Source organism: Ensifer sp. 38_S197 (genome assembly GCF_056924495.1).
This window is the reverse complement of record NZ_JBXOVZ010000002.1, coordinates 3,509,229-3,528,394: the sequence shown is the minus strand read 5'-3', so window position 1 is coordinate 3,528,394 and position 19,166 is coordinate 3,509,229. Positions and strand designations below refer to the sequence as shown.

Sequence of the window (19,166 nt, the reverse complement as noted above, 5' to 3'; positions counted from 1 at the left end):
ATGCGGCGGTTCGCCGGCAGGGCATGGGACGCCGGCGATGGCGTTCGGCAAACATGTCATCCGCATGATGGCGGCCAATACCGGCGGTTCGCTCGGCATGTTCGAGGCCTTCGTGCCGGCCGGCGAAGGACCGCCGCTGCATGTGCACGAGCGCGAGGACGAATTCTTCCGCGTCCTTGCCGGCCGCTTCGGCTTCTGGTGCGCCGGCGACTATGTCGAACTCACGGAAGGCGGCTGCATCGCGCTGCCACGCGGCGTGCCGCACCGCTTTAGCAATATCGGGAAGACGGAGGGTCGTCTCATGGTCGTCGTCACACCGGGCGGATTTGAAGACTTTTTTGCCATCTTTGAGCTCTGCAAGCCCGAAACGCCCGAGCAGATCGCCTCGGTCGCCAGAGACTTCGGTCTGACCTTTCCGTCCGACGACAACCGTCAGGTCGCCTGAACCAACCCGACACACACCAACGGAACTTCAACAACGGTCCATCGAAAGGAGACCGAAGGATGACACACGCGCCTTCGAAAGTAGACCAGACGATACTGACAGCCCCGCAACTCGAGACCTATCTCGCCCGGATCGGGATGGAACTTCCGGCTTGCCTCGATATCCGCAGCCTGTCGCAATTGCACCGCGCCCACCTCATGACCTTCACTTGGGAAGCGCTCGATGCCTTTATGGGATGGCCTTCCGCGATAACCCCGGCCGCGGCCTTCTCCAAGATGGTCAAGGGTCGGCGCGGCGGCTGGTGCTACGAGATGAACGGCCTCTTCGGCGCTGCACTTGCCGCACTTGGCTTCCGCGTGATCCGTCTTTGCGGCGGCGTCGACCGGGAAAAGCTAGGCGACATCGCCATCGGCAATCATCTCACCCTGCGCGTCGATCTCGACCGTCCCTATCTCGCCGAGGTCGGCGTGGCCGATGCCATTATCGAACCCGTGCCGCTTGCCGTCGGGCCGATCAGCCAGCGCGGCTTCGACTTCTCGATCATGCCGGCGGACGGCGGCTGGCTGCGCTTCAACAACCATGTACGCGGCATCGCGAAGAGCTTCGATTTCCGGCCCGACCAAAGCGACGAAGCCGCGATGGCCGCAACGCATGGCTGGCTGATGCAGGATCCCGGCTCACCGTTCACCAATGCCCTCGCGGTCTTGCGGCACACGACGGACGGTTATGTCGCCCTGCAGAATGACTGCCTGCGCCGCGTGACGGCAAATAGCCTTAGCGAGCAGCGCATCACGAGCGCCGACCATCTCGCCGACGCGTTCGAGACCGTGTTCGACCTCGACATTCCCCAATCCGGCCGTGTCTGGGAGCGCCTCCAGGCCATTGGCCGCGACAAGGCAGCCTGAACCGGCACCATCACTTCACAGTCAAGGAACCACCCATGCTTCGCATTCCTGCATTCTCACTCGCGCTTACCTTGAGCACGACCTTCGCCCTCGCCGCCGCCAGCGACCCGGCGCCGGGCGGCACCTATAAGACCGACCCCTCGCATTCCAGCTTCAACTGGTCGTTCAACCATTCCGGCCTGTCGCACTACACAGCGCGCTTCACCAAAGTCGACGCGCGGCTCAGTTGGAAGCCGGACAAGCCGGAGACCTCCACGCTTTCCGTCACAATCGATCCGCTTTCGGTCCGCACCGACTATCCCTGGCCGGAAAAGGTTGATTTCGATGCGGAGATCGGCGGCGAGGAGATGTTCCTGGCTGCGAAGCCGATCACGTTCGTTTCCAAGACGATTCGCGTGACGGGCGAGAAGACCGGCACCGTCGAAGGCCTCCTGACGCTCCGCGGCGAGACGCACCCGGCGACGCTCGACGTCACCTTTAACGGCTCGATGGCCGAGCATCCGATGATGGGCGTCCCGAAGATCGGTTTCTCGGCAACCGGCAGCATCCGTCGCAGCGAATGGGGGCTGGACTTCGCAATCCCCGAACTCGGAGACGAGGTCACCTTTGCCATCGAGACACAGATGGTTCCCGCGGATTATTCGTTCCGGTGAAAAAGAGCAGCAGGCGGTGGGCCGGCATGACCGGCCCAACCCTCCAAGACCGACTCAAAACCGCCGGTCGATGAAATGCTTGGCCTGGGCGCCGGCGTGGTAGAAGGCGGACTTCACGCCGCGCCAGGTGTCCGGGGTTACCGGCGTCTCGGCGAGCGGGATCGCCGAGGTCTCGCCGGTGACGTGGTTGGCAAGCGCGCGGCCGAAGACCGTGCCGGGCGCAATGCCGCGGCCGTTGTAGCCGCTGACAGAAACGACGTTCGGGGCCAGCGTGTGCATGGCCGGCAGGTTGTTGGTCGTCATGCCGATACGGCCGTCCCACCAGTATTCGAAGCGGAAGTCGCCGATATAGGGGAAGAGCTTGCGCACCGAGCGGGCGGCAAACGCACGATGCGTGCCTTCGGCGATTGCGTCGAGCCGGCCGATCGAGCCGAAGATCAGCCGGTTCTGCTGGTCCATGCGGAACGAGGTCATCACAAGGCCGGTGTCCCAGGTGCCCTGACGTTCCGGCAGGATGCGGCTGGCGACCGGTTCGGGCAGCGGATTGGTGGCGAACTGGAAATAGGGCAGGATCGTCAGCTCCTGCGTATGCGCCTGCCACGGCGTCTCGGCGAAGAGGCCGCCATAGGCGTTGGTGGCGAGGATCACCTGCTTGGCGCGCACGACTCCATTGCCGGCCTTCAGCACCCAGGTGTCGCCCTGGCGCTCGGCGCCGGTCAGCGGCGTGTCGGTGTAGATCTCGGCTCCGGCGGCAAGGGCGGCGCGCGCCAGGCCGCGGGCGTAGGCGAGCGGCTGGATCGTGCCGGCGCGACGATCGAGCAGGGCGCCGGCAAAACCTTCGGCGCCGGTCAGCGCATGCGCGCGCTCGGCCGAGAGCGCCTCGACCGGAGCGCCGCGCTTCTGCCATTGCGCTTCGCGATCCTTGATTTCGGTAACACCTTCGCTGCCGACCGCCATGTGCAGCGTGCCGTTGCGTACCGCCTCGCAGGTCATTCCGTGTTTTTCGACCAGTGCGTAAACCATCGACGGGCCGTCACCAAGCTCGGTGAGCAGCCGGTTGCCGGCGGCCGGACCGAGGGTCGAGATCAGGTCGTCGGGCTTCACCCACATGCCGGCATTGACCAGGCCGACATTGCGGCCGGAGCCGCCGAAGCCGATCATCTTTGCTTCGACGACCGTGGCCTTCACGCCCTTTTCGGCGAGGTGCAGGGCTGCCGAGAGGCCGGTAAAGCCGCCGCCGATGATGGCGACATCGGTCGACACATCGCGGCCAAGCGGCTTCGTGTCGGGCGCGGCCGGTGCCGTCGCATGCCAGAGGTTGGGCAGGGTGCGCTCCGTCGCCATCGCGGCAATCCTTCAAGTGCGGCCGGGTGTCGGCCTATGGTCAGGGTTTCTCGGTGATAGCCGATTGCGGCGAAAATTCTCATGACAATGTTTCATGAAGTCATGATGCAAGGCCGGGCGTTGGCGGCATCCGAGCGCTGTGCTGTGGGGCGATGGAGAAAAACCGCAGCTGGGTCGTCGGCAGCTGCGGTCTTGTAAATGTATAGGTCTGAAAAGTCTTTGCCGAAACTTCGTCTCGCTTCGGCGATACATCTTTAAATACGTGCCTGTCGTGGATGGTCAATCAGGCAATCCCATCTTCTACGGCGTTTTGCCGAAGTCACTCACCCAATTGGGGGAAGAGCGCAAAAATGCTTTCGGCAGCGCCGCTTGGCCGACAGCGCCGCACGTCTTGCGCGGAGCTCGCTGGATTGCTGCATTTTTTTGTCGTTCAACCGGCTACGATTGAAGGAAACAGGCACTAGCCGAAGGCAAAGGCGTCAATCCACGAACTCGACGGTCACGCCGGGGCTGACCATCTTGGCGAGCTCGGTCGCATCCCAATTGGTCAGGCGGACGCAGCCATGGCTCTGGGTCTTGCCGATCTTGGAGGGATCGGGCGTGCCGTGGATGCCGTAGGTCGGCTTTGAAAGTGCGATCCAGACGGTGCCGACCGGGCCGTTCGGACCGGGCTGCAGCGTGAGGATCTTGTCGTTGTTGCCCTGCTGGAAGTTGATCTTCGGGTTGTAGGTGTAGCCCGGATCGAGGGCAATGCGCTCGACATTGACGGTGCCCGAAGGCGACGGCGTGTCGGACGAGCCGATCGTTGCCGGATAGGCGGCGATCAGCTTGCCGGCGTCGTCATAGGCGAGCACCTGCTTGCGCGCCTTGTCGGCGAGGATGCGGGCCACCTTGCCGGTCTTGTTCGCACCCGGATTGATGACCTTGATGATCGTGCCCGGGATGGTGAAGTCGACGCCGGGGTTCAACTCGCGCAGATAGGCCTCGTCCATGTGGAACTTCTCGCCGAGCATTTCCGTGGTCGAGGTGAAGGACAAATGCGGTAGCATCGCCTTGTGCGCGTAGTCCTCCGGGATCGACGCGACATAGGGGCCGGCGGCGTCGGCCGCGGAGATCGTATAGCTGGTGATCGGCATGCCGCCGTTCATGCGCAGCCGCTCGAGAATGTCCTCGGTATTGTTGGGGTCGAGCGTCTCGCCGGTCGACTGCTGCCAGGCCTCGATCGCCTTGGTGACGTTCGAGCCCATCTTGCCGTCGATCACGCCGGGCGAAAAACCTTCGCGGTCGAGGAAGACCTGCAGCGCGGTGATCTCGGCGCGCGACTTGCTCTTGACCGTCATGGCCGGCGGCATCGACGGGCGCATGGTCTGGGTGTCGTTCGGATCGATCGCAGCCTCTTCGGTGCCGTCGATCAGGCCCGGCAGGCTGTTCGGCAGATCGTTGCCGTCGGTGGACGGCGGCACCACGTCGCGGTAGTCGGGGATGGAGCCGGTGACCTCGCCAGGCTCGGAATAGCCGTAGCCGCGCTCGCTGTCGCGGTTGCGCCGGTTCGAATAGATGTCGACGTCTCCCTGGCGGCGATAGCCGCCATAGCCGCCTTGGCGACCGCGATTGGGCACCACGGTCGCAATCACGTTGCCCCAACCATCGATCAGGAGCGTGCGGCCCCGGCTGTCGCGCATGGTCTGCACCTCGTCGGCGCGCGGCACGTAGTCGAGGATTTCGCCATCGGGCGTGACCAGCAGGACATCGTCGCCATAGCGGTTCCTACCGCGATAGTCCTGCGCGAAAGCGGCCGTCAAATCCACGGCAAGAAAGCCGGCTGCGGCGAGAAGCGAGAGGCCGATGCGGGTCGCTGACGTCACGTGAGAACCTGTTTTCATTGAAGCGAATGTGGCGCGGTACATTTGGATTTCGACGTTAATGTGAAAAAAATGAATTCATCATGAATGAGCGGTTAAATTCAATACATCGGGATGAGGAAAAGCGTGCGCGGCTTTCCGCCCGCATCCCGTTCTAACTTATTGCTGCAGCGACCTTTGCGCGTCTGGTCAGACGCGCGGCGCTGTAGAATCGATCGCGTTCAAGATCTAGGCGGCACAATCCCAGGCTTCACCTGAGGAAATGATTCTCTCCTCGGCTATCATCTCCTTGCGATTGCAGTGATTCTGCGGCCGATTTGAGGAAGAGGACATGCTGATAACGCTTGAAGAACCTGCGGACGGCCGAGAGAATCATGTTCTGTTCGACCGCCGGTCTGCGCTCGACATCGCCGCCTTCGTCGTCGATGGCGTCGACCTGTCGCCAGGCGCCGCGATCCCCTCCGATGGCGATATCAGGGTCGACCGGGCGCTCGCCGGTTTTCTCTTCACCTGCGGGCCGGAACATATCCGCCATCCCGAAGCGATCGAGGGTGGTGTGGAAGGCGCGCGCTATCCGCTGCATGGATCGCTTGCCGGAACGGCGGTCAGCCGAACGGAGATGGCAAGTGACGGCGCCGAGTGCACGGCGACGATCGAGGTGGCGCTCGCCGATGGCGGGCAAGCGCGGGTCGAGCGGCGGTGGCGGATCGATGCCGGGCGGAACGAAGTCGTGCTCGAGGATCGCATCGTCAACGTTGGGGCGGCGGACTTTCCACCGATGATGATGTATCACGTCAATATCGCCGGGCGGCTGCTTGGGCCTGACACCCGCATCGTCAGCGCTTCGCTGGAAGGTGGGGAGAGCGCCTGGCGCTTCGGCAATGGTGAGAGCGCGCATTTCTGCCTGCCGGCGGCCGTTGGTTCCGATGGCTGGTCGGAGGCCACCCTTGCGGGTCTTGCCGGGCTCGGTGGGCGAAATCTCCAGGTGCGGTTCCGGACCGACACGCTGCCGTTTCTGCAGATGTGGCGCTGCCAGCGCGGCGGAGCGGATGTGATCAGCATCGAGCCCGTGTCGCACCGCATCGCCAAGCGTCCGGAACTTGCGGCGGCCGGAGAATTGGTCCCACTTCGACCGGGTGAGGCACGGAGCTACGCGATCGCCTTCTCGGTCTTTTGACCTTTCGCGACCTTGGGACTTTGAGGCGCGGCTTTTGAATTGACGCGGAGAAGTGCTGCGCCTACATCAGAGACCACCACATTTCCTGAGGAAGACGACCATGGACATCCGCCAGATCAACGACGAATACTCGGTCTCCGGCCAGATCACCGTCGAGGATCTCGACCAGATCAAGGCGCTCGGCTTCAAGTCCATCGTCTGCCACCGCCCGGATTTCGAGGCGCCGGATCAGCCGACCTTCGATTCGATTGCGGCACGCGCCGAAGAGCTCGGTATCGAAACCATGCACATCCCCGTCGGCCCGATGGGCGTGACGGCAGAGGCCGTGACGCGCATGGTCGATGCACTCGACGAGTTCCAGCGGCCGATGCTCGGCTATTGCCGTTCGGGTGCCCGCTCGACGGCCGTCTACCAGCAGACCCAGCATATCCGCGGCTGAACCACGCGAACCCAAGTTCTCGCGCTCGGCCGCTTCGTTCCATCTGACAATGGAGGACCGGCATGGCCGAAGCGCATCTCATTTCGCGCGAGCAATGGGCTGATGAGCCCGGGGTCTGGAGTGGCGAGTTCGAGGGCGGTGCCTATGGTGCGGGGCTCTCGGTGATCTTCTTTGCCTCCGACGAGATCGGCTTCGGGCCGAAGCTGCACTGCCATCCCTATCCGGAAACCTTCATCGTCCGCCTCGGCCGCGCTCGCTTCACCGTCGGTGACCGTAGCATCGACGCCGAGGCGGGCGAGATCGTCGTGGTGCCGGCCAACGTGCCGCACAAATTCGAGAATCTAGGGCCGGGGCGCTTGGAGACGACCGACCTGCATGCGGCCGGCGCGTTTTCGACCGAGTGGCTGGAAGAGTAGGGCGGTCGCCCAATTCGCAGTGGTCACTGAACGGGCGGCGGCGGAAGTTTTTCACGCGCCGTGGACGCGGCGCGGCTGGATTCCTGTGTCCGTCACGGGAATCCAATCACGGCACGTTGGCGCCGTGATTGGACGTTCTTCTGTAAACCCCGCTCAGCCGTTGCGGATATCCGTCAGCGTGCGCGTCGGCGTGATCGCTTCGGGGTCGAGCTTGATCTCGATGATCGACGGTTTGCCGCTGGCGCGCGCCCTGAGGAACGCGGCGGCGAACTCCTCCGTCTTCTCGACCGTTTCGCCGTGGCCGCCATAGGCGCGGGCGAGCGCTGCGAAATCCGGATTGGTGAGATCGGTGGCGCTGACGCGGCCGGGATATTCGCGCTCCTGGTGCATGCGGATCGTGCCGTAGATGCCGTTGTTGACGACGACGGTGATGATCGGCAGGCGGTAGCGCACGGCGGTGGCGAATTCCTGGCCGTGCATCAGGAAACAGCCGTCGCCGGCAAAGCAGATGACCTCGCGATCCGGATGGAGCTGCTTGGCGGCCACTGCGGCCGGCAGGCCATAACCCATCGAGCCGGAGGCAGGCGCTGCCTGCGTCGCATAGCGGCGGAAGCGGTGGAAGCGATGCACCCAGGTGGCGTAGTTGCCGGCGCCGTTGGTGAAGATGGTATCTTCGGGCACGTTCGCCTCGATCCAGTTCATGATCGGGCCCATCTGCACCGCACCCGGTCCGGTTTCCGGCGGGGTCGACCATTTGAGATAGGCGGCGTGCATGGCTTCCGTGCGAGCGGACCAGGCGGGTTCGCCTGCGGGTATAAGGCCGTCGAGGGCGGCGACGAAGTCGCGCGGGCTTGCGGCGATCGCCAGTTCCGGCCGGTAGACGCGGCCGAGCTCGGATGTGTCCGGATGCACATGTACCAGCGTCTGGCTCGGGTAGGGGCTATCCATCAGCGTGTAGCCGGAGGAGGGCATTTCCGAGAAGCGGCCGCCGAGCAACAGGACGAGATCCGCTTCCTTGACCTCCTTGGCGAGCGCCGGGTTGATGCCGATGCCGACATCGCCGGCATACATCGGATGCAGGTGATCGAAGAGCATCTGGCGACGGAAGGAGCAGCCGACGGGCAGTTTCCACCGCTCGGCGAAACGCTGGAACGCCGCGACGCTGTCCGCGGTCCAGCGGGTGCCGCCGAGGATGGCGATCGGTCGCTTGGCCGTGCTGAGCATTTCGCCGAGCCGCTTTACCTGCGCCGGGCCCGGATGGCCTTCGACCGGCTGGTAGGCCTTGGCGGCGGGCGCCTCGGCGCTACGGGTCAGCATGTCCTCCGGCAGCGTCAGCACGACCGGGCCGGGACGGCCGGAGGTGGCGACGGCGAAGGCGCGGGTGACGAATTCGGGAATGCGGGCGGGATCGTCGATCTCGCCCACCCACTTGGCGACCTCGGTAAAGGCGCGGCGGTACTCGATCTCCTGGAAGGCCTCGCGCTCGCGCGCTTCGCTCTGCACCTGGCCGATGAAGAGGATCATGGGGATCGAATCCTGCCTTGCGACATGCAGGCCGGCGGACGCGTTGGTGGCGCCGGGGCCGCGGGTCACCATGCAGATGCCGGGCTCACCTGTCAGCCGGCCCCAGGCATCCGCCATCATCGCCGCGCCGCCTTCCTGGCGGCAGACGAGCACGTCGATGTCGGTGTCGTAGAGCGCATCCAGCACCGCCAGGTAGCTTTCCCCCGGCACGCAGGCGATGCGCTTGACGCCATTGGCGACGAGGGCGTCGACGACGAGCTGTCCTCCAGTTTTCATGATCTTCCTCCCGATGGACTTTCTTTGTTGTCAGATTGCTGGCGACACCGCAGCGACGCTCGTGTCCTTGTGCACGCGGCGCTCGCGCCAGATGATGTAGAGGCCGGAGCCGATGATGATGGCGATGCCGAGCCACTTCAGCGCGTCGGGCAGATCGCCGAAGACGAGCCAGCCGAAGATCGTGGCCGAGACGATCTCCAGATATTGCAGTGGCGCCAGCACCGAAGCCGGGGCGGCACGATAGGCGTAGACGCCGAGCACGCCCGAGATGGTGGCGGTGACGCCGACGCCGAGCAGGTAGGCCCAGGTGTAGCCTTCCGGCCAGGCCGGATCGAAGATGCTGGAGCCGGTGCCTTCACCGAAATAGAGCAGCACGAGGCAGAAGAGCCCACCCCAGATGCCGGCATGAAACTGCATAGACCAGGGGTCCTCGTTCTGCGCCACCATGCGGGTGACGAGCAGGAACACGGCGAGGCCGAAGGCGGCGACAACAGGTAAAAGCGCGATCGGCCCGACCTCCTGCATGCTCGGCTGGATGACGAGCAGTGCGCCGAAGAAGCCGACGCCGCAGGCGGTATAGCGCCGCCAGCCGATCGTTTCCTTCAGGAAGACGCTGCCGAGGATCGTCAGGATGATCGGCTCGACGAAGAAGATCGCAATCGCGTCGGCAACCTCCATCACCTTCAGCGTGGTGATGAAGGAGAGCATCGTCACGACCAGAAGACCGCCGCGCAGCGCATGGAGCCCGGTCTTGCGCCAGGTGAGATCGAAGAGGCTGCCGCGGACGAGCACGATCGGCAGGATGAAGACGACCTGCAGCAGGAAGCGGACGGCAGTAATCTCGGCCGAGGGAACGGTGGTGATCGCCAGCTTCGCGAAGATAAAGATCAGCGGCGACAACAGCACCGAGATCACCATCAGCGTCAGCCCAAAAGAGATGCGATTGTGGTCCGCTGCGATCTTGGGAAGGGACATGTCGGTCATGGGATTTCCGGTCAGCGCTTGCCTGCGACGACGCCCAAGCACCAGGCGGCAAAGTCCGCGGTCGCCTGTTCCCGGCCAAGTTCGTTCAGGGTCTCGTGGCGCATGCCATCATAGACGGTGACGGTGACGTTGCGCAGGCCGGCCGCCTTCATCTTGGTACCGAGCCAGCGCACGGCGTTGCCCATCTCCGTGGACGGGTCGGCGCTGCCGCCGACGAGATGGATGGGCAGGTCCTTGCGGAGCCGTGCCAGACGGTCGGGCCGGGCACCACCGAAGGACAGGCGGAAGAGGTCGAGCCAGAGCGAGACGGTCGCATCGAAGCCGCAAAGCGGATCGGCTGCGTATTTCGCGACCTCGGCATCGTCGCGGGAGAGCCAGTCGAGATCGGTCTTGCGATCCTTTATGGCGCCGCCCCACATGCCGAAGGTGAGCTTGGTCAAAAGCGGGCTCGGCACGTCCGAGCCCTTCAACGCCTTCTCGATCTTGAGGATAACCTGGCCGCCGCGGCCGGCAAGGCCGGGGCGGAAATTGGAGTTCCAGATGGCGAGCGCATCATAGAGGCCGGGGTCGGTCTCGGCGGCGTTGAGCGCGATCAGCCCGCCCATGGAGTGGCCGAAGAGGATGACCGGCAGATCCGGGTGCGCCGCGGTCGCCAGAGCCCGCACGGCCCGGATATCGGCGAACACCTTGTCGAGGCCTTCGCGGTTCGAGAACATGCCGAGCGGTGCGTCCGGCGCCCGCGTTCTGCCGTGGCCGCGATGGTCATGGGTATAGACATGGAAACCGTGCGCGGCCATGGCTTCGGCGAAGCGGGCGTAGCGGCCGGAATGTTCGGCAAGGCCGTGGCTGACGAGAAGGATGCCGCGGGCATCGGCGGCGGCCGGGAAATGGCGCCAGCTCAAGGTGGCACCGGTCGGGCTCTGATGTGTCTTCACCTGCCCGAACACGATTTCCCCCGGCACCAACGACAAACCATTTCGATATCAAATCGATTTGCAAGGCAAAGGCAATCGCCGCTTGTTGCTCGTTGCGCATGAGGTCACAAGAGAATGTGCATTCATCGTAATTATGAGTTGCATTTTTCCCGTTTTGAGCGATATTCGTTCCCTGTTTGTTTCCGCAGGAGGATATCATGGTTAGTTTCTGCAAGGCGATATCGGGTCCGATGGCAGGACTGCTGGCGGCATTGGCGCTGTTCCTTGCTCCGGCTGCCTTCGCCGCCGGCGAGGAAATGTCGGACCAGGGGGCGACCGAAGGCGCGGGCTCGCGCACGGAATATGTGCTGGCGGTGAGCTGGCAACCCGGCTTCTGCGAGACCCGGCCGCAGCGCAAGGAATGCGAAAGCCAGACGGCGGAGCGTTTCGACGCCACCAATCTCTCGCTGCATGGCCTCTGGCCGCTCCGCAAGAGCTATTGCGGGGTAGCGGCCGATGCGCGCGCGAAGGATCGCAAGGGCAACTGGCTTGATCTGCCGAAGCTTGCCATGGCCGGCGACACGGCGGCGCGGCTGCTCACCGCCATGCCCGGCGTGCAGTCCGGGCTCGACCGGCACCAGTGGCTGAGGAGCGGCACCTGCCAGAGCGGCTCGGTCGACGATTATTTCTCGGCGCAGCTGCGCATGCTGGAGGAGCTCAATCGCTCGGCGGTCGGCGCCCTGTTTCGCCAGCGCATCGGCTCCGAGCTCGATGAGGCGACGATCAAGCAGGCCTTCGACCAGAGTTTTGGCGCCGGTGCCGGCGATCGGGTGCGCATGCGCTGTCAGACGGTTCAGGGACGCAGCATCATCACCGGGCTGACGATCGGGCTGACCGGCGACGTCTTGAAGGCATCGAGCCTCGGCCTGCTGATCCAGGCGGCGGGACCGACCGAGTTCAAATGCGCCAAGGGTATTGCCGATACGGCCGGGCGAAGCTGATCGGCCTCGCAGGGCCATTTCTTCGGCGGCGAGGGCGCTGTCGAGGCAGGACGGCCGCATGGGACAGGTTAAGGGGACAAGCCGGCGCGAATGCCTTTGATCATTGCCCCCTTCCTATAATTCGCCTACATAGCGGGCAAATTTCCTTTCCCTGCGGAGCATTTCCTTATGGCACGTCAGTTCATCTATCATATGGCCGGACTTAATAAGTCCTACGGCGCGAAAAAGGTCCTGGAGAACGTTCATCTGTCGTTCTACCCGGACGCCAAGATCGGTATCCTCGGCCCGAACGGCGCCGGTAAGTCGACGGTGCTCAGGATCATGGCCGGCCTCGACAAGGAATTCACCGGTGAGGCCTGGGTCGCCGAAGGTGCCACCGTCGGTTACCTGCCGCAGGAGCCGCAACTCGATCCGACGAAGACGGTGCTCGAAAACGCCATGGAAGGCGTTGCCAAGAAGAAAGCGATCGTCGACCGCTACAACGAACTGATGATGAACTATTCCGACGAGACGGCGGAAGAAGGCGCCAAGCTCCAGGACATCATCGACAGCCAGAACCTCTGGGACCTCGAAAGCCAGGTCGAGATGGCCATGGAAGCGCTGCGCTGCCCGCCGGGCGACGCGGAAGTGACCAATCTTTCCGGCGGTGAAAAGCGCCGTGTCGCGCTCTGCAAGCTGTTGCTGTCGCAGCCGGACCTGCTGCTGCTCGACGAACCGACCAACCACCTCGACGCCGAGACGATCGCCTGGCTCGAAAAGCACCTGCGCGAGTATCCGGGCGCCGTGCTGATGATCACCCACGACCGCTACTTCCTCGACAACGTCACGGGCTGGATCCTCGAGCTCGACCGCGGCCGCAGCATTCCCTACGAGGGCAACTACTCGGCCTACCTCGTTGCCAAGGCCAAGCGCATGCAGCAGGAAGGCCGCGAAGAGGCCTCCCGCCAGAAGGCGATCGCCCGCGAACAGGAATGGATCGCATCCAGCCCCAAGGCCCGCCAGGCCAAGTCCAAGGCGCGTATCCGCTCCTATGACGAACTGGTCAACGCCGCGGAAAACCAGCGTCCGGGCGACGCGCAGATCATCATCCCGGTCGGCGAGCGTCTCGGCCAGGTGGTCATCGAGATGGATGGCGTCACCAAGGGCTACGGCGACCGCCTCTTGATCGACGGCCTGTCGCTGAAGCTGCCCCCGGGCGGCATCGTCGGCATCATCGGCCCGAACGGCGCCGGTAAGACGACGCTCTTCCGCATGATCACCGGCCAGGAGCAGCCCGACAGCGGCTCGATCCGCATCGGTGACACCGTACATCTCGGTTATGTCGACCAGAGCCGCGACGCGCTCGACGGCAACAAGACCGTCTGGGAAGAAATCTCCGGCGGCGCCGAAGTCATCAAGCTCGGCAAGCACGAGATGAACTCGCGCGCCTATTGCTCGACCTTCAACTTCAAGGGCGGCGACCAGCAACAGAAGGTCGGCAACCTCTCGGGTGGTCAGCGCAACCGCGTTCACCTCGCCAAGATGCTGAAGGCCGGCGGCAACGTTCTGCTGCTCGACGAACCGACCAACGACCTCGACACCGAGACGCTGGCGGCGCTCGAAGTCGCGCTCGAAAACTTCGCCGGTTGCGCCGTTATCATCAGCCACGACCGCATGTTCCTCGACCGCTTGGCCACGCACATCCTCGCATTCGAAGGTGACAGCCAGGTCGAATGGTTCGAAGGCAACTTCGAAGACTACGAGAAGGACAAGATCCGTCGCCTCGGCCCGGATTCGGTCAACCCCAAGCGCGTCACCTACAAGCGCCTGACGCGCTGATCAGTGATCGGCGCCGCCATGTGTGCGGCGCCCATTGCCCGCAGCCGGCTGCGCAAGCAGGCGGTGCAGCTGGAATTCACGGAACGGGCGAAGCGCAGGCTTCGCCCGTTTTCCTTTGCCGCTCGGGCAGGGAAGGCATCCAATAAAATCGAGACCGAATGAGATAGTCCGGCTGAGGCATGGCCATGCGCCGTGGAATGGGTCTTGCGGGTGCGCGGGGCGCAAAGCCTGTCTTGTGTGCGCCATTGTTCGGCCTGTCCACGCAAATCCGCTTGCACCGATCTCGCAAATCACATAAACATATCTTTATGTGTTGATGGGGATCGCGATGGCTGTTCAGAAAGAGTTGGGTCTGGATGCGCTGGTAGACGTGCTGAAGGCGGCGGGAGAGCCGACCCGCATGCGTCTCGTCGCTTTGCTTGCCGCGGGCGATCTCACCGTCACCGATCTTACCGAAATTCTCGGGCAGTCGCAGCCACGCATTTCGCGGCACCTGAAGCTGCTGGCCGAGGTCGAACTCGTCGACCGTTATCAGGAAGGCGCCTGGGCCTATTTCCGCCTCAGGCAGGATGGCGCCCGCGTCGCGCTGGTGCGGGCGATGCTGGCGTCGGCATCCGCCGACGACGCGGTGCTTTCGCGCGATGCGGCGCGGCTGGCGACGCTCAAGAAGGCGAGGGCCGAGAAGGCGCAGGCCTATTTCAGCCGCAACGCCGCCGGCTGGGACGAGCTTCGCCGCCTGCATGTCAGCGAGCGCGACGTCGAAGCGAAGCTGCGCGAGATGGTCGGCGACGAGCCGGTCGAAAGCCTGCTCGACCTTGGTACCGGCACCGGGCGCATCCTTCAGCTCTTCGAAGGGCTCTATCGCCGCGGTGTCGGCGTCGATGCCAGCCGCGACATGCTCGCCGTGGCGCGCTCCAATCTCGACCGCGCCGGCATCACCAAGGCGTCGATCCGGCACGGTGACATCTTCAATCTCCCGCTCGACGGCCACGCCTTCGATCTCGTCACCATTCACCAGGTGCTGCATTTTCTCGATGAGCCGGAGGCAGCGATCGCGGAAGCTGCGCGCATGCTGATGCCGGGCGGTCGCCTTGTCATCATCGACTTTGCGCCGCACCGGCTCGAGCATCTGCGCGACGAGCATGCGCATGCGCGCCTCGGCTTTTCGCACCAGGTGATCGCCGATTGGCTCGCCAAGGCCGGCCTGGTGCTCGAAAAGACCACGGACCTTTCGCCGGAAGCGGCGGAGGAAGAAAAGCTGACGGTGACGATCTGGCTGGCGCGCGATCGGCGGGCCGTGAATGAGAATGAAACGCCGCGGCCGCGCGTTCATGCAGGGGGAGTTTGAGAATGACGGCACAGACGCTTTATCCGGCCGAGCGCGGCAATCTGAGGCTTTCCTTCGAATACTTCCCCCCCAAGACCGACGAAATGGAAGTGCAGCTCTTCCAGACGGCGGAAGATCTTTCCGTCTTCGGTCCCGCATTCGTGACGGTTACCTATGGTGCCGGCGGCTCGACCAAGGCGCGCTCGCTGACGACCGTGCGGCGGATGATCGAGCAGATGGGGTTTGCCAATACGGCCGCGCATCTGACCTGCGTCGGGGCGCCGAAGGCGGAAGTCGATGCCGTCATCGACGAATACATCGACTATGGCGTCCGCCATTTCGTGGCGCTGCGCGGCGATCCGCAGGGCGGCATCGGCAGCACGTATCAGCCGCATCCGGATGGCTATGCCAGCAGCACCGATCTGGTGCGGGCGATCCGCGCGCGGGGCGACGATATCGAGATTTCCGTATCCTCCTATCCGGAGAAGCACCCGGAGAGCCCTGACGTGGCCGCCGACATCGACATGCTGAAGCGCAAGGTCGACGCGGGAGCCAACCGGGCCCTGACCCAGTTCTTTTTCGACAATAACGATTTCGAGCGCTATCTCGAACGTGTGCGCCGCGCCGGCGTCAACATCCCGATCGTGCCGGGCATCCTGCCGATCAACAACCTGGCGCAGGTGCAGAAATTTGCCGGCCTCTGCGGCGCGAGCGTGCCGGAGGCGATCGTCACCCGGCTCGTGCACCTGGAAGACCAGCCGGCCGAACGCTTCAAGGAGGCGACCCACATCGCCGCCGAGCAGATCGTCGATCTCGCCCGGCGCGGCGTGCGCGATTTCCATCTCTATACGATGAACCGCTCGCCGCTGGTGACCGCCGTCTGCGATCTCGTGGGCTTCGAGCGGGTCTCGGCGGAGCCAAGTGTGGTGCTCCCCGGTCAGCGGCTCCAGGTGGCGGCCGGAGCGGCTGCCTGAATTGGTGCGGTAAACCCGGTCTACGGCGCTCAGCGCCTGGCCGACGTGCAAAGGTCGCCGTGGCGCTTTGACTGCCGCACGTCTTTTCAGCCAGGTTGCCCGAAAACAGAGAAAGCGCATGAAGGCCGGCCTTCATGCGCTTTCTTTTCTGTCGCAGCGATCAGACCCTGTGCTCTCTTGGCGGTCTAGCTTGCTTGGTGCTGCAAAATGGGTTTCCGGAAATTTAAGTCCCTATTCGGTTTGGACTGTCAGCGGCCGCTCATCAGATGAAGAGCATCGTGGCCACGAATACGAACGCTGCACTTATCATGAGGACATTCAGCGAATGTGTAAGGCCCATGGAAGACCCTCCCTGCGTTGACGCGTTAAAACATAGGGCGAAATCACGATGTGTTAAAGCGAAACTTGTGCTGCAGTGCGAAATCCGTGAGGGGGAGTATGCTTGTTCACAGGGCTATAATATTGAGATATTTATCTTTTTCAGCCTGCCACAATTTTTTCACAATCACTTCAGCAAGGTTAATATAAACGATTGTAATCGTGCGTGAGCGCCTCGGAAGAGGACGAATTGACCGGTTCGATTCCTCGTTCAGACGGCGTGTCTGAGCCGTAGAATGCGGCCGTCGAGCACTGCGAGGCCGAATGCGATCAGCGCCATGCCGGCGATGTCGGCTGCCTGCAGCGTTTCCCCGAGGAAGAGATAGCCGAGCAGGATCGCGCTTGGCGGCACCAGCAGCGTGACGAGGGAGGCATTGGTGGCGCCGGCTTCCGCCATGATCCGGAAGAAGAGGATATATCCGTAGGCGGTCGAGACGAGGGCGAGGCCGAGGATGGCAAGCGTCGCTGCCATTGGCGGCATCGGCAAGGTCCAGGGCGCATCGGTGAAGGCGGCAACGGGCAGCATCATCAGCGTCGAAGCGGTGAGCTGGCCAGCCGCGGTCACCGGCGGAGCGAAATTTCGAAAGCGCTTTCCGTAGGTCGCTGCGAAACCATAGCTGACGGCGGCGAGCACCGGCAGGACGAGCGCCCAGAGCGGAATGCCGCTTGTCGTGCCGAACAGGCCTGCAAGCGCACTCGGCCCGATCAGCACCACGGTACCGGCAAGGCCGAGCAGGCAGCCGGAGATCTTGGCGGAGCTCAGCTTCTCGTCCTCGGTCGCCATATTGGCGATGATGACGGTCCAGACCGGCGTCGTGGCGTTGAGGATCGCGGCCAGCCCGGCGCCGATCTGGGTCTGCCCGAGGAAGATGAACGCGTGCGGAATGGCGTTGTTGATCAGTCCCATCAGCGCGAACTCGCGCCAGCGTCCGGAAAGTGCCTGATACATGCCGAAGCGGCCGCGGATATAGAGATGCAGGGCAAATGCCGCGAGGCCCAGGCGCAGCATCACCAGCGTGAATGGCGGCACATGGGCGACGGCCACGCGCGCGAAGAAGAAGGACCCGCCCCAAATGAGACCGAGCAGGGCGAGCAGCGCCCAGGTTCTGACGCTCATCTGATGGCCGTCGATTGTGGTTCGCGCATCCATGGTGATTGCCCTGTCCGTGCTGATTGCCTCGCCCGTCAGCTTCGTCCAGGCGGGAGAATGGAGATCGCTGCGCAAAGTTCGCGCCCGACATTCCCGGACCGGTTGTGATCTGACGACAATTTCATAGCCCGGCGTCCTCGCGGGGGCCACCCGGTTCTTGCGGTACTGGTGGAAAGGGGCGCTCAAGCCGCCGTAGCGCATCTGGGTGGGACAAAAGAAACCCCGGAGATCGGTTCCGATCCCCGGGGTGATGGGTCTTTACGCATGAGCCACGTCTGTGGCCCGCGGTTCGCTCAGAGCGCGTTCAGGAGTTCCAGCGTCGCCCAGCCGTCGGCCGGGCGACCGAGGCGGAGCTGCTCCTTCTGGAGTGCGGCGCGGGTACCGGAGCCGAGGATGCCGTCGACCTTGCCGACGTCATGGCCGAGCGTCTGCAGCTTGGTCTGCAGCGCCTTCATGCCGACATCGTCGAGGCCGGGCTCCGGGTTGCCGCCTTCATAGGTCGGCGCGCCGGCGAGGCGGGTTGCGAAATAGGCGGCCGAGGTCGTGTAGATGAACGACTGGTTCCACTCGAGATAGATATTGAAGTTCGGATAGGTGAGGAAGGCCACGCCCTTGCGGCCCTGCGGCAGCACCAGCGAGGCTTCGAGGTTGCCATTGGCGGTGTTGCCGTCGCGTGGGCTGACGCCGAGCGCGAACCAGTCGGAAGCCTTCATGCCCGGCTGCAGGCCGGTCTTTTCCCAGGGAAGATTTTCGGGAACGGTCACTTCCTGGATCCAGGGCTGGCCGGCCTTGAAGCCGAGGCTCTGGATGAACTTGGCCGCGGTCAGGATCGCGTCCGGCGAGCTCTTCTTGAGGTTGACGTGACCGTCGCCGTCGCCATCGACGCCATAGGCGATGATGTCTTCCGGCAGCATCTGCACCTGACCGATCTCGCCGGCCCAGGCGCCGGTGGTCGTTGCCGGATCGAGGTCGCCGTGCTGAACCATCTGGATCGCTGCAATCAACTGCGGCCGGAACATTTCCGGGCGGCGGCAATCGTGCGAGAGCGTTACCAGCGCATTGCGGGTGTTGAAGTCGCCCTGAACGGCGCCGAAGTCGGTTTCCATCGCCCAGAAGGCGGTGATGACGGGGGCCGGCACGCCGAATTCCTTCTCGGCCCGGGCAAAGACGTCGGCATATTCCTTCATCTTCTGGTGGCCGAGATCGAGACGCGACTTGCTGACGGTTCGCTTGGAGAACTCGGTGAAGGTCTGCTTGAAGACGCCCTGGGTGCGGTCACGGCTCAGGACCTTCTGGTCGATCGCGGCACCGGCGAGCGCACGATCGGCGACATCGGCCGGAACGCCCTTGGCGATGGCTTCGGCCTTCACGCCCTCAAGGAATGCGCCGAGATCGCCGCCGCAGGCCACAGCCGGAGCGGCGCTCTGCGTGCCCGTCTGCGCTGCGGTCTGGGCGAAGGCGGCGGAGGCGGTGAGCGCCAGGAGGGCGACGGAGGCCAGGGCGTGCCGGGCTATGCGGTTCATTATAATTCCTTTCTGTGGTCGCGCGGTGAGGGAGGCACCACCACCGACAACAATTT

At 63.9% G+C, this 19,166-nt stretch carries 17 protein-coding genes; 10 read left to right on the top strand and 7 right to left on the bottom strand.

Annotated elements, in window-relative coordinates:
- Positions 1 to 37 precede the first annotated feature (37 nt).
- The 3 genes from AC1Z3V_RS30170 to AC1Z3V_RS30160 are packed head-to-tail and all read left to right on the top strand — an operon-like array spanning position 38 to position 2,003.
- Entirely contained in the window at positions 38 to 445 is a 408-nt protein-coding gene (locus tag AC1Z3V_RS30170) for a cupin domain-containing protein (RefSeq protein WP_483503606.1), read from the top strand.
- A gap of 59 nt (positions 446 to 504) precedes the next feature.
- Positions 505 to 1,350: an arylamine N-acetyltransferase family protein gene (locus AC1Z3V_RS30165; RefSeq protein ID WP_483503604.1), complete on the top strand. Its 846-nt coding sequence runs from the start codon at positions 505 to 507 to the stop codon at positions 1,348 to 1,350.
- A 35-nt stretch (positions 1,351 to 1,385) separates the two neighbouring features.
- Complete coding sequence (locus AC1Z3V_RS30160; protein ID WP_483503602.1) at positions 1,386 to 2,003, top strand: YceI family protein; 618 nt, start codon at positions 1,386 to 1,388, stop codon at positions 2,001 to 2,003.
- 54 nt (positions 2,004 to 2,057) lie between these two features.
- Here AC1Z3V_RS30160 and AC1Z3V_RS30155 read toward each other — a convergent pair whose 3' ends face one another.
- Together AC1Z3V_RS30155 and AC1Z3V_RS30150 are read right to left on the bottom strand one after the other, a co-directional pair.
- Positions 2,058 to 3,347, bottom strand: a complete 1,290-nt coding sequence (locus AC1Z3V_RS30155) for an NAD(P)/FAD-dependent oxidoreductase (protein WP_483503600.1) — start codon at positions 3,345 to 3,347, stop codon at positions 2,058 to 2,060.
- A 479-nt stretch (positions 3,348 to 3,826) separates the two neighbouring features.
- Positions 3,827 to 5,254 carry a L,D-transpeptidase family protein gene (locus AC1Z3V_RS30150; RefSeq protein WP_483503598.1) on the bottom strand — a complete coding sequence of 476 codons (1,428 nt, stop codon included), beginning with the start codon at positions 5,252 to 5,254 and terminating at the stop codon, positions 3,827 to 3,829.
- A 286-nt stretch (positions 5,255 to 5,540) separates the two neighbouring features.
- Here AC1Z3V_RS30150 and AC1Z3V_RS30145 point away from each other — a divergent pair, with 286 nt between their 5' ends.
- The 3 genes from AC1Z3V_RS30145 to AC1Z3V_RS30135 all read left to right on the top strand — a co-directional run bounded on the left by AC1Z3V_RS30145 (position 5,541) and on the right by AC1Z3V_RS30135 (position 7,241).
- Complete coding sequence (locus AC1Z3V_RS30145) at positions 5,541 to 6,386, top strand: DUF4432 family protein (protein WP_483503597.1); 846 nt, start codon at positions 5,541 to 5,543, stop codon at positions 6,384 to 6,386.
- Positions 6,387 to 6,486: 100 nt separating this feature from the next.
- Entirely contained in the window at positions 6,487 to 6,825 is a 339-nt protein-coding gene (locus AC1Z3V_RS30140; RefSeq protein ID WP_173517222.1) for a protein tyrosine phosphatase family protein, read from the top strand.
- A gap of 62 nt (positions 6,826 to 6,887) precedes the next feature.
- Positions 6,888 to 7,241, top strand: coding sequence for a cupin domain-containing protein (locus AC1Z3V_RS30135; RefSeq protein WP_483503594.1), 354 nt, complete (start codon positions 6,888 to 6,890; stop codon positions 7,239 to 7,241).
- Between the two features lie 153 nt (positions 7,242 to 7,394).
- Here AC1Z3V_RS30135 and AC1Z3V_RS30130 read toward each other — a convergent pair whose 3' ends face one another.
- From AC1Z3V_RS30130 to AC1Z3V_RS30120, 3 genes are read right to left on the bottom strand one after another with little or no spacing between them, the layout of a single operon-like run.
- Positions 7,395 to 9,041 carry a thiamine pyrophosphate-binding protein gene (locus AC1Z3V_RS30130; RefSeq protein WP_483503592.1) on the bottom strand — a complete coding sequence of 549 codons (1,647 nt, stop codon included), beginning with the start codon at positions 9,039 to 9,041 and terminating at the stop codon, positions 7,395 to 7,397.
- 30 nt (positions 9,042 to 9,071) lie between these two features.
- Entirely contained in the window at positions 9,072 to 10,025 is a 954-nt protein-coding gene (locus AC1Z3V_RS30125; protein WP_483503590.1) for a DMT family transporter, read from the bottom strand.
- A gap of 11 nt (positions 10,026 to 10,036) precedes the next feature.
- Entirely contained in the window at positions 10,037 to 10,972 is a 936-nt protein-coding gene (locus AC1Z3V_RS30120; protein WP_483503588.1) for an alpha/beta fold hydrolase, read from the bottom strand.
- Between the two features lie 185 nt (positions 10,973 to 11,157).
- Here AC1Z3V_RS30120 and AC1Z3V_RS30115 point away from each other — a divergent pair, with 185 nt between their 5' ends.
- The 4 genes from AC1Z3V_RS30115 to metF all read left to right on the top strand — a co-directional run bounded on the left by AC1Z3V_RS30115 (position 11,158) and on the right by metF (position 16,059).
- Positions 11,158 to 11,940, top strand: a complete 783-nt coding sequence (locus AC1Z3V_RS30115; RefSeq protein WP_483503586.1) for a ribonuclease T2 — start codon at positions 11,158 to 11,160, stop codon at positions 11,938 to 11,940.
- Positions 11,941 to 12,108: 168 nt separating this feature from the next.
- Positions 12,109 to 13,758: an energy-dependent translational throttle protein EttA gene (ettA, locus tag AC1Z3V_RS30110; RefSeq protein WP_429806550.1), complete on the top strand. Its 1,650-nt coding sequence runs from the start codon at positions 12,109 to 12,111 to the stop codon at positions 13,756 to 13,758.
- A gap of 328 nt (positions 13,759 to 14,086) precedes the next feature.
- Complete coding sequence (locus AC1Z3V_RS30105) at positions 14,087 to 15,106, top strand: ArsR/SmtB family transcription factor (RefSeq protein ID WP_429806551.1); 1,020 nt, start codon at positions 14,087 to 14,089, stop codon at positions 15,104 to 15,106.
- A 2-nt stretch (positions 15,107 to 15,108) separates the two neighbouring features.
- Positions 15,109 to 16,059, top strand: coding sequence for a methylenetetrahydrofolate reductase [NAD(P)H] (metF, locus tag AC1Z3V_RS30100; RefSeq protein ID WP_429806552.1), 951 nt, complete (start codon positions 15,109 to 15,111; stop codon positions 16,057 to 16,059).
- Between the two features lie 589 nt (positions 16,060 to 16,648).
- Here the strand turns inward: metF and AC1Z3V_RS30095 are convergent.
- A complete protein-coding gene (locus tag AC1Z3V_RS30095; RefSeq protein ID WP_483504179.1) occupies positions 16,649 to 17,587 on the bottom strand; it encodes a DMT family transporter in 939 nt (312 codons plus the stop codon).
- Positions 17,588 to 17,880: 293 nt separating this feature from the next.
- A complete protein-coding gene (locus tag AC1Z3V_RS30090; RefSeq protein ID WP_483503583.1) occupies positions 17,881 to 19,110 on the bottom strand; it encodes a lytic murein transglycosylase in 1,230 nt (409 codons plus the stop codon).
- Between the last annotated feature and the right edge of the window lie 56 nt (positions 19,111 to 19,166).

Coding starts and splice junctions, on each gene's coding strand:
- AC1Z3V_RS30170 (WP_483503606.1), top strand. CDS start 38: ATGGCGTTCGGCAAACATGTCATCCGCATGATGGCGGCCAATACCGGC.
- AC1Z3V_RS30165 (WP_483503604.1), top strand. CDS start 505: ATGACACACGCGCCTTCGAAAGTAGACCAGACGATACTGACAGCCCCG.
- AC1Z3V_RS30160 (WP_483503602.1), top strand. CDS start 1,386: ATGCTTCGCATTCCTGCATTCTCACTCGCGCTTACCTTGAGCACGACC.
- AC1Z3V_RS30155 (WP_483503600.1), bottom strand. CDS start 3,347: ATGGCGACGGAGCGCACCCTGCCCAACCTCTGGCATGCGACGGCACCG.
- AC1Z3V_RS30150 (WP_483503598.1), bottom strand. CDS start 5,254: ATGTACCGCGCCACATTCGCTTCAATGAAAACAGGTTCTCACGTGACG.
- AC1Z3V_RS30145 (WP_483503597.1), top strand. CDS start 5,541: ATGCTGATAACGCTTGAAGAACCTGCGGACGGCCGAGAGAATCATGTT.
- AC1Z3V_RS30140 (WP_173517222.1), top strand. CDS start 6,487: ATGGACATCCGCCAGATCAACGACGAATACTCGGTCTCCGGCCAGATC.
- AC1Z3V_RS30135 (WP_483503594.1), top strand. CDS start 6,888: ATGGCCGAAGCGCATCTCATTTCGCGCGAGCAATGGGCTGATGAGCCC.
- AC1Z3V_RS30130 (WP_483503592.1), bottom strand. CDS start 9,041: ATGAAAACTGGAGGACAGCTCGTCGTCGACGCCCTCGTCGCCAATGGC.
- AC1Z3V_RS30125 (WP_483503590.1), bottom strand. CDS start 10,025: ATGACCGACATGTCCCTTCCCAAGATCGCAGCGGACCACAATCGCATC.
- AC1Z3V_RS30115 (WP_483503586.1), top strand. CDS start 11,158: ATGGTTAGTTTCTGCAAGGCGATATCGGGTCCGATGGCAGGACTGCTG.
- ettA (WP_429806550.1), top strand. CDS start 12,109: ATGGCACGTCAGTTCATCTATCATATGGCCGGACTTAATAAGTCCTAC.
- AC1Z3V_RS30105 (WP_429806551.1), top strand. CDS start 14,087: ATGGCTGTTCAGAAAGAGTTGGGTCTGGATGCGCTGGTAGACGTGCTG.
- metF (WP_429806552.1), top strand. CDS start 15,109: ATGACGGCACAGACGCTTTATCCGGCCGAGCGCGGCAATCTGAGGCTT.
- AC1Z3V_RS30095 (WP_483504179.1), bottom strand. CDS start 17,587: ATGGATGCGCGAACCACAATCGACGGCCATCAGATGAGCGTCAGAACC.
- AC1Z3V_RS30090 (WP_483503583.1), bottom strand. CDS start 19,110: ATGAACCGCATAGCCCGGCACGCCCTGGCCTCCGTCGCCCTCCTGGCG.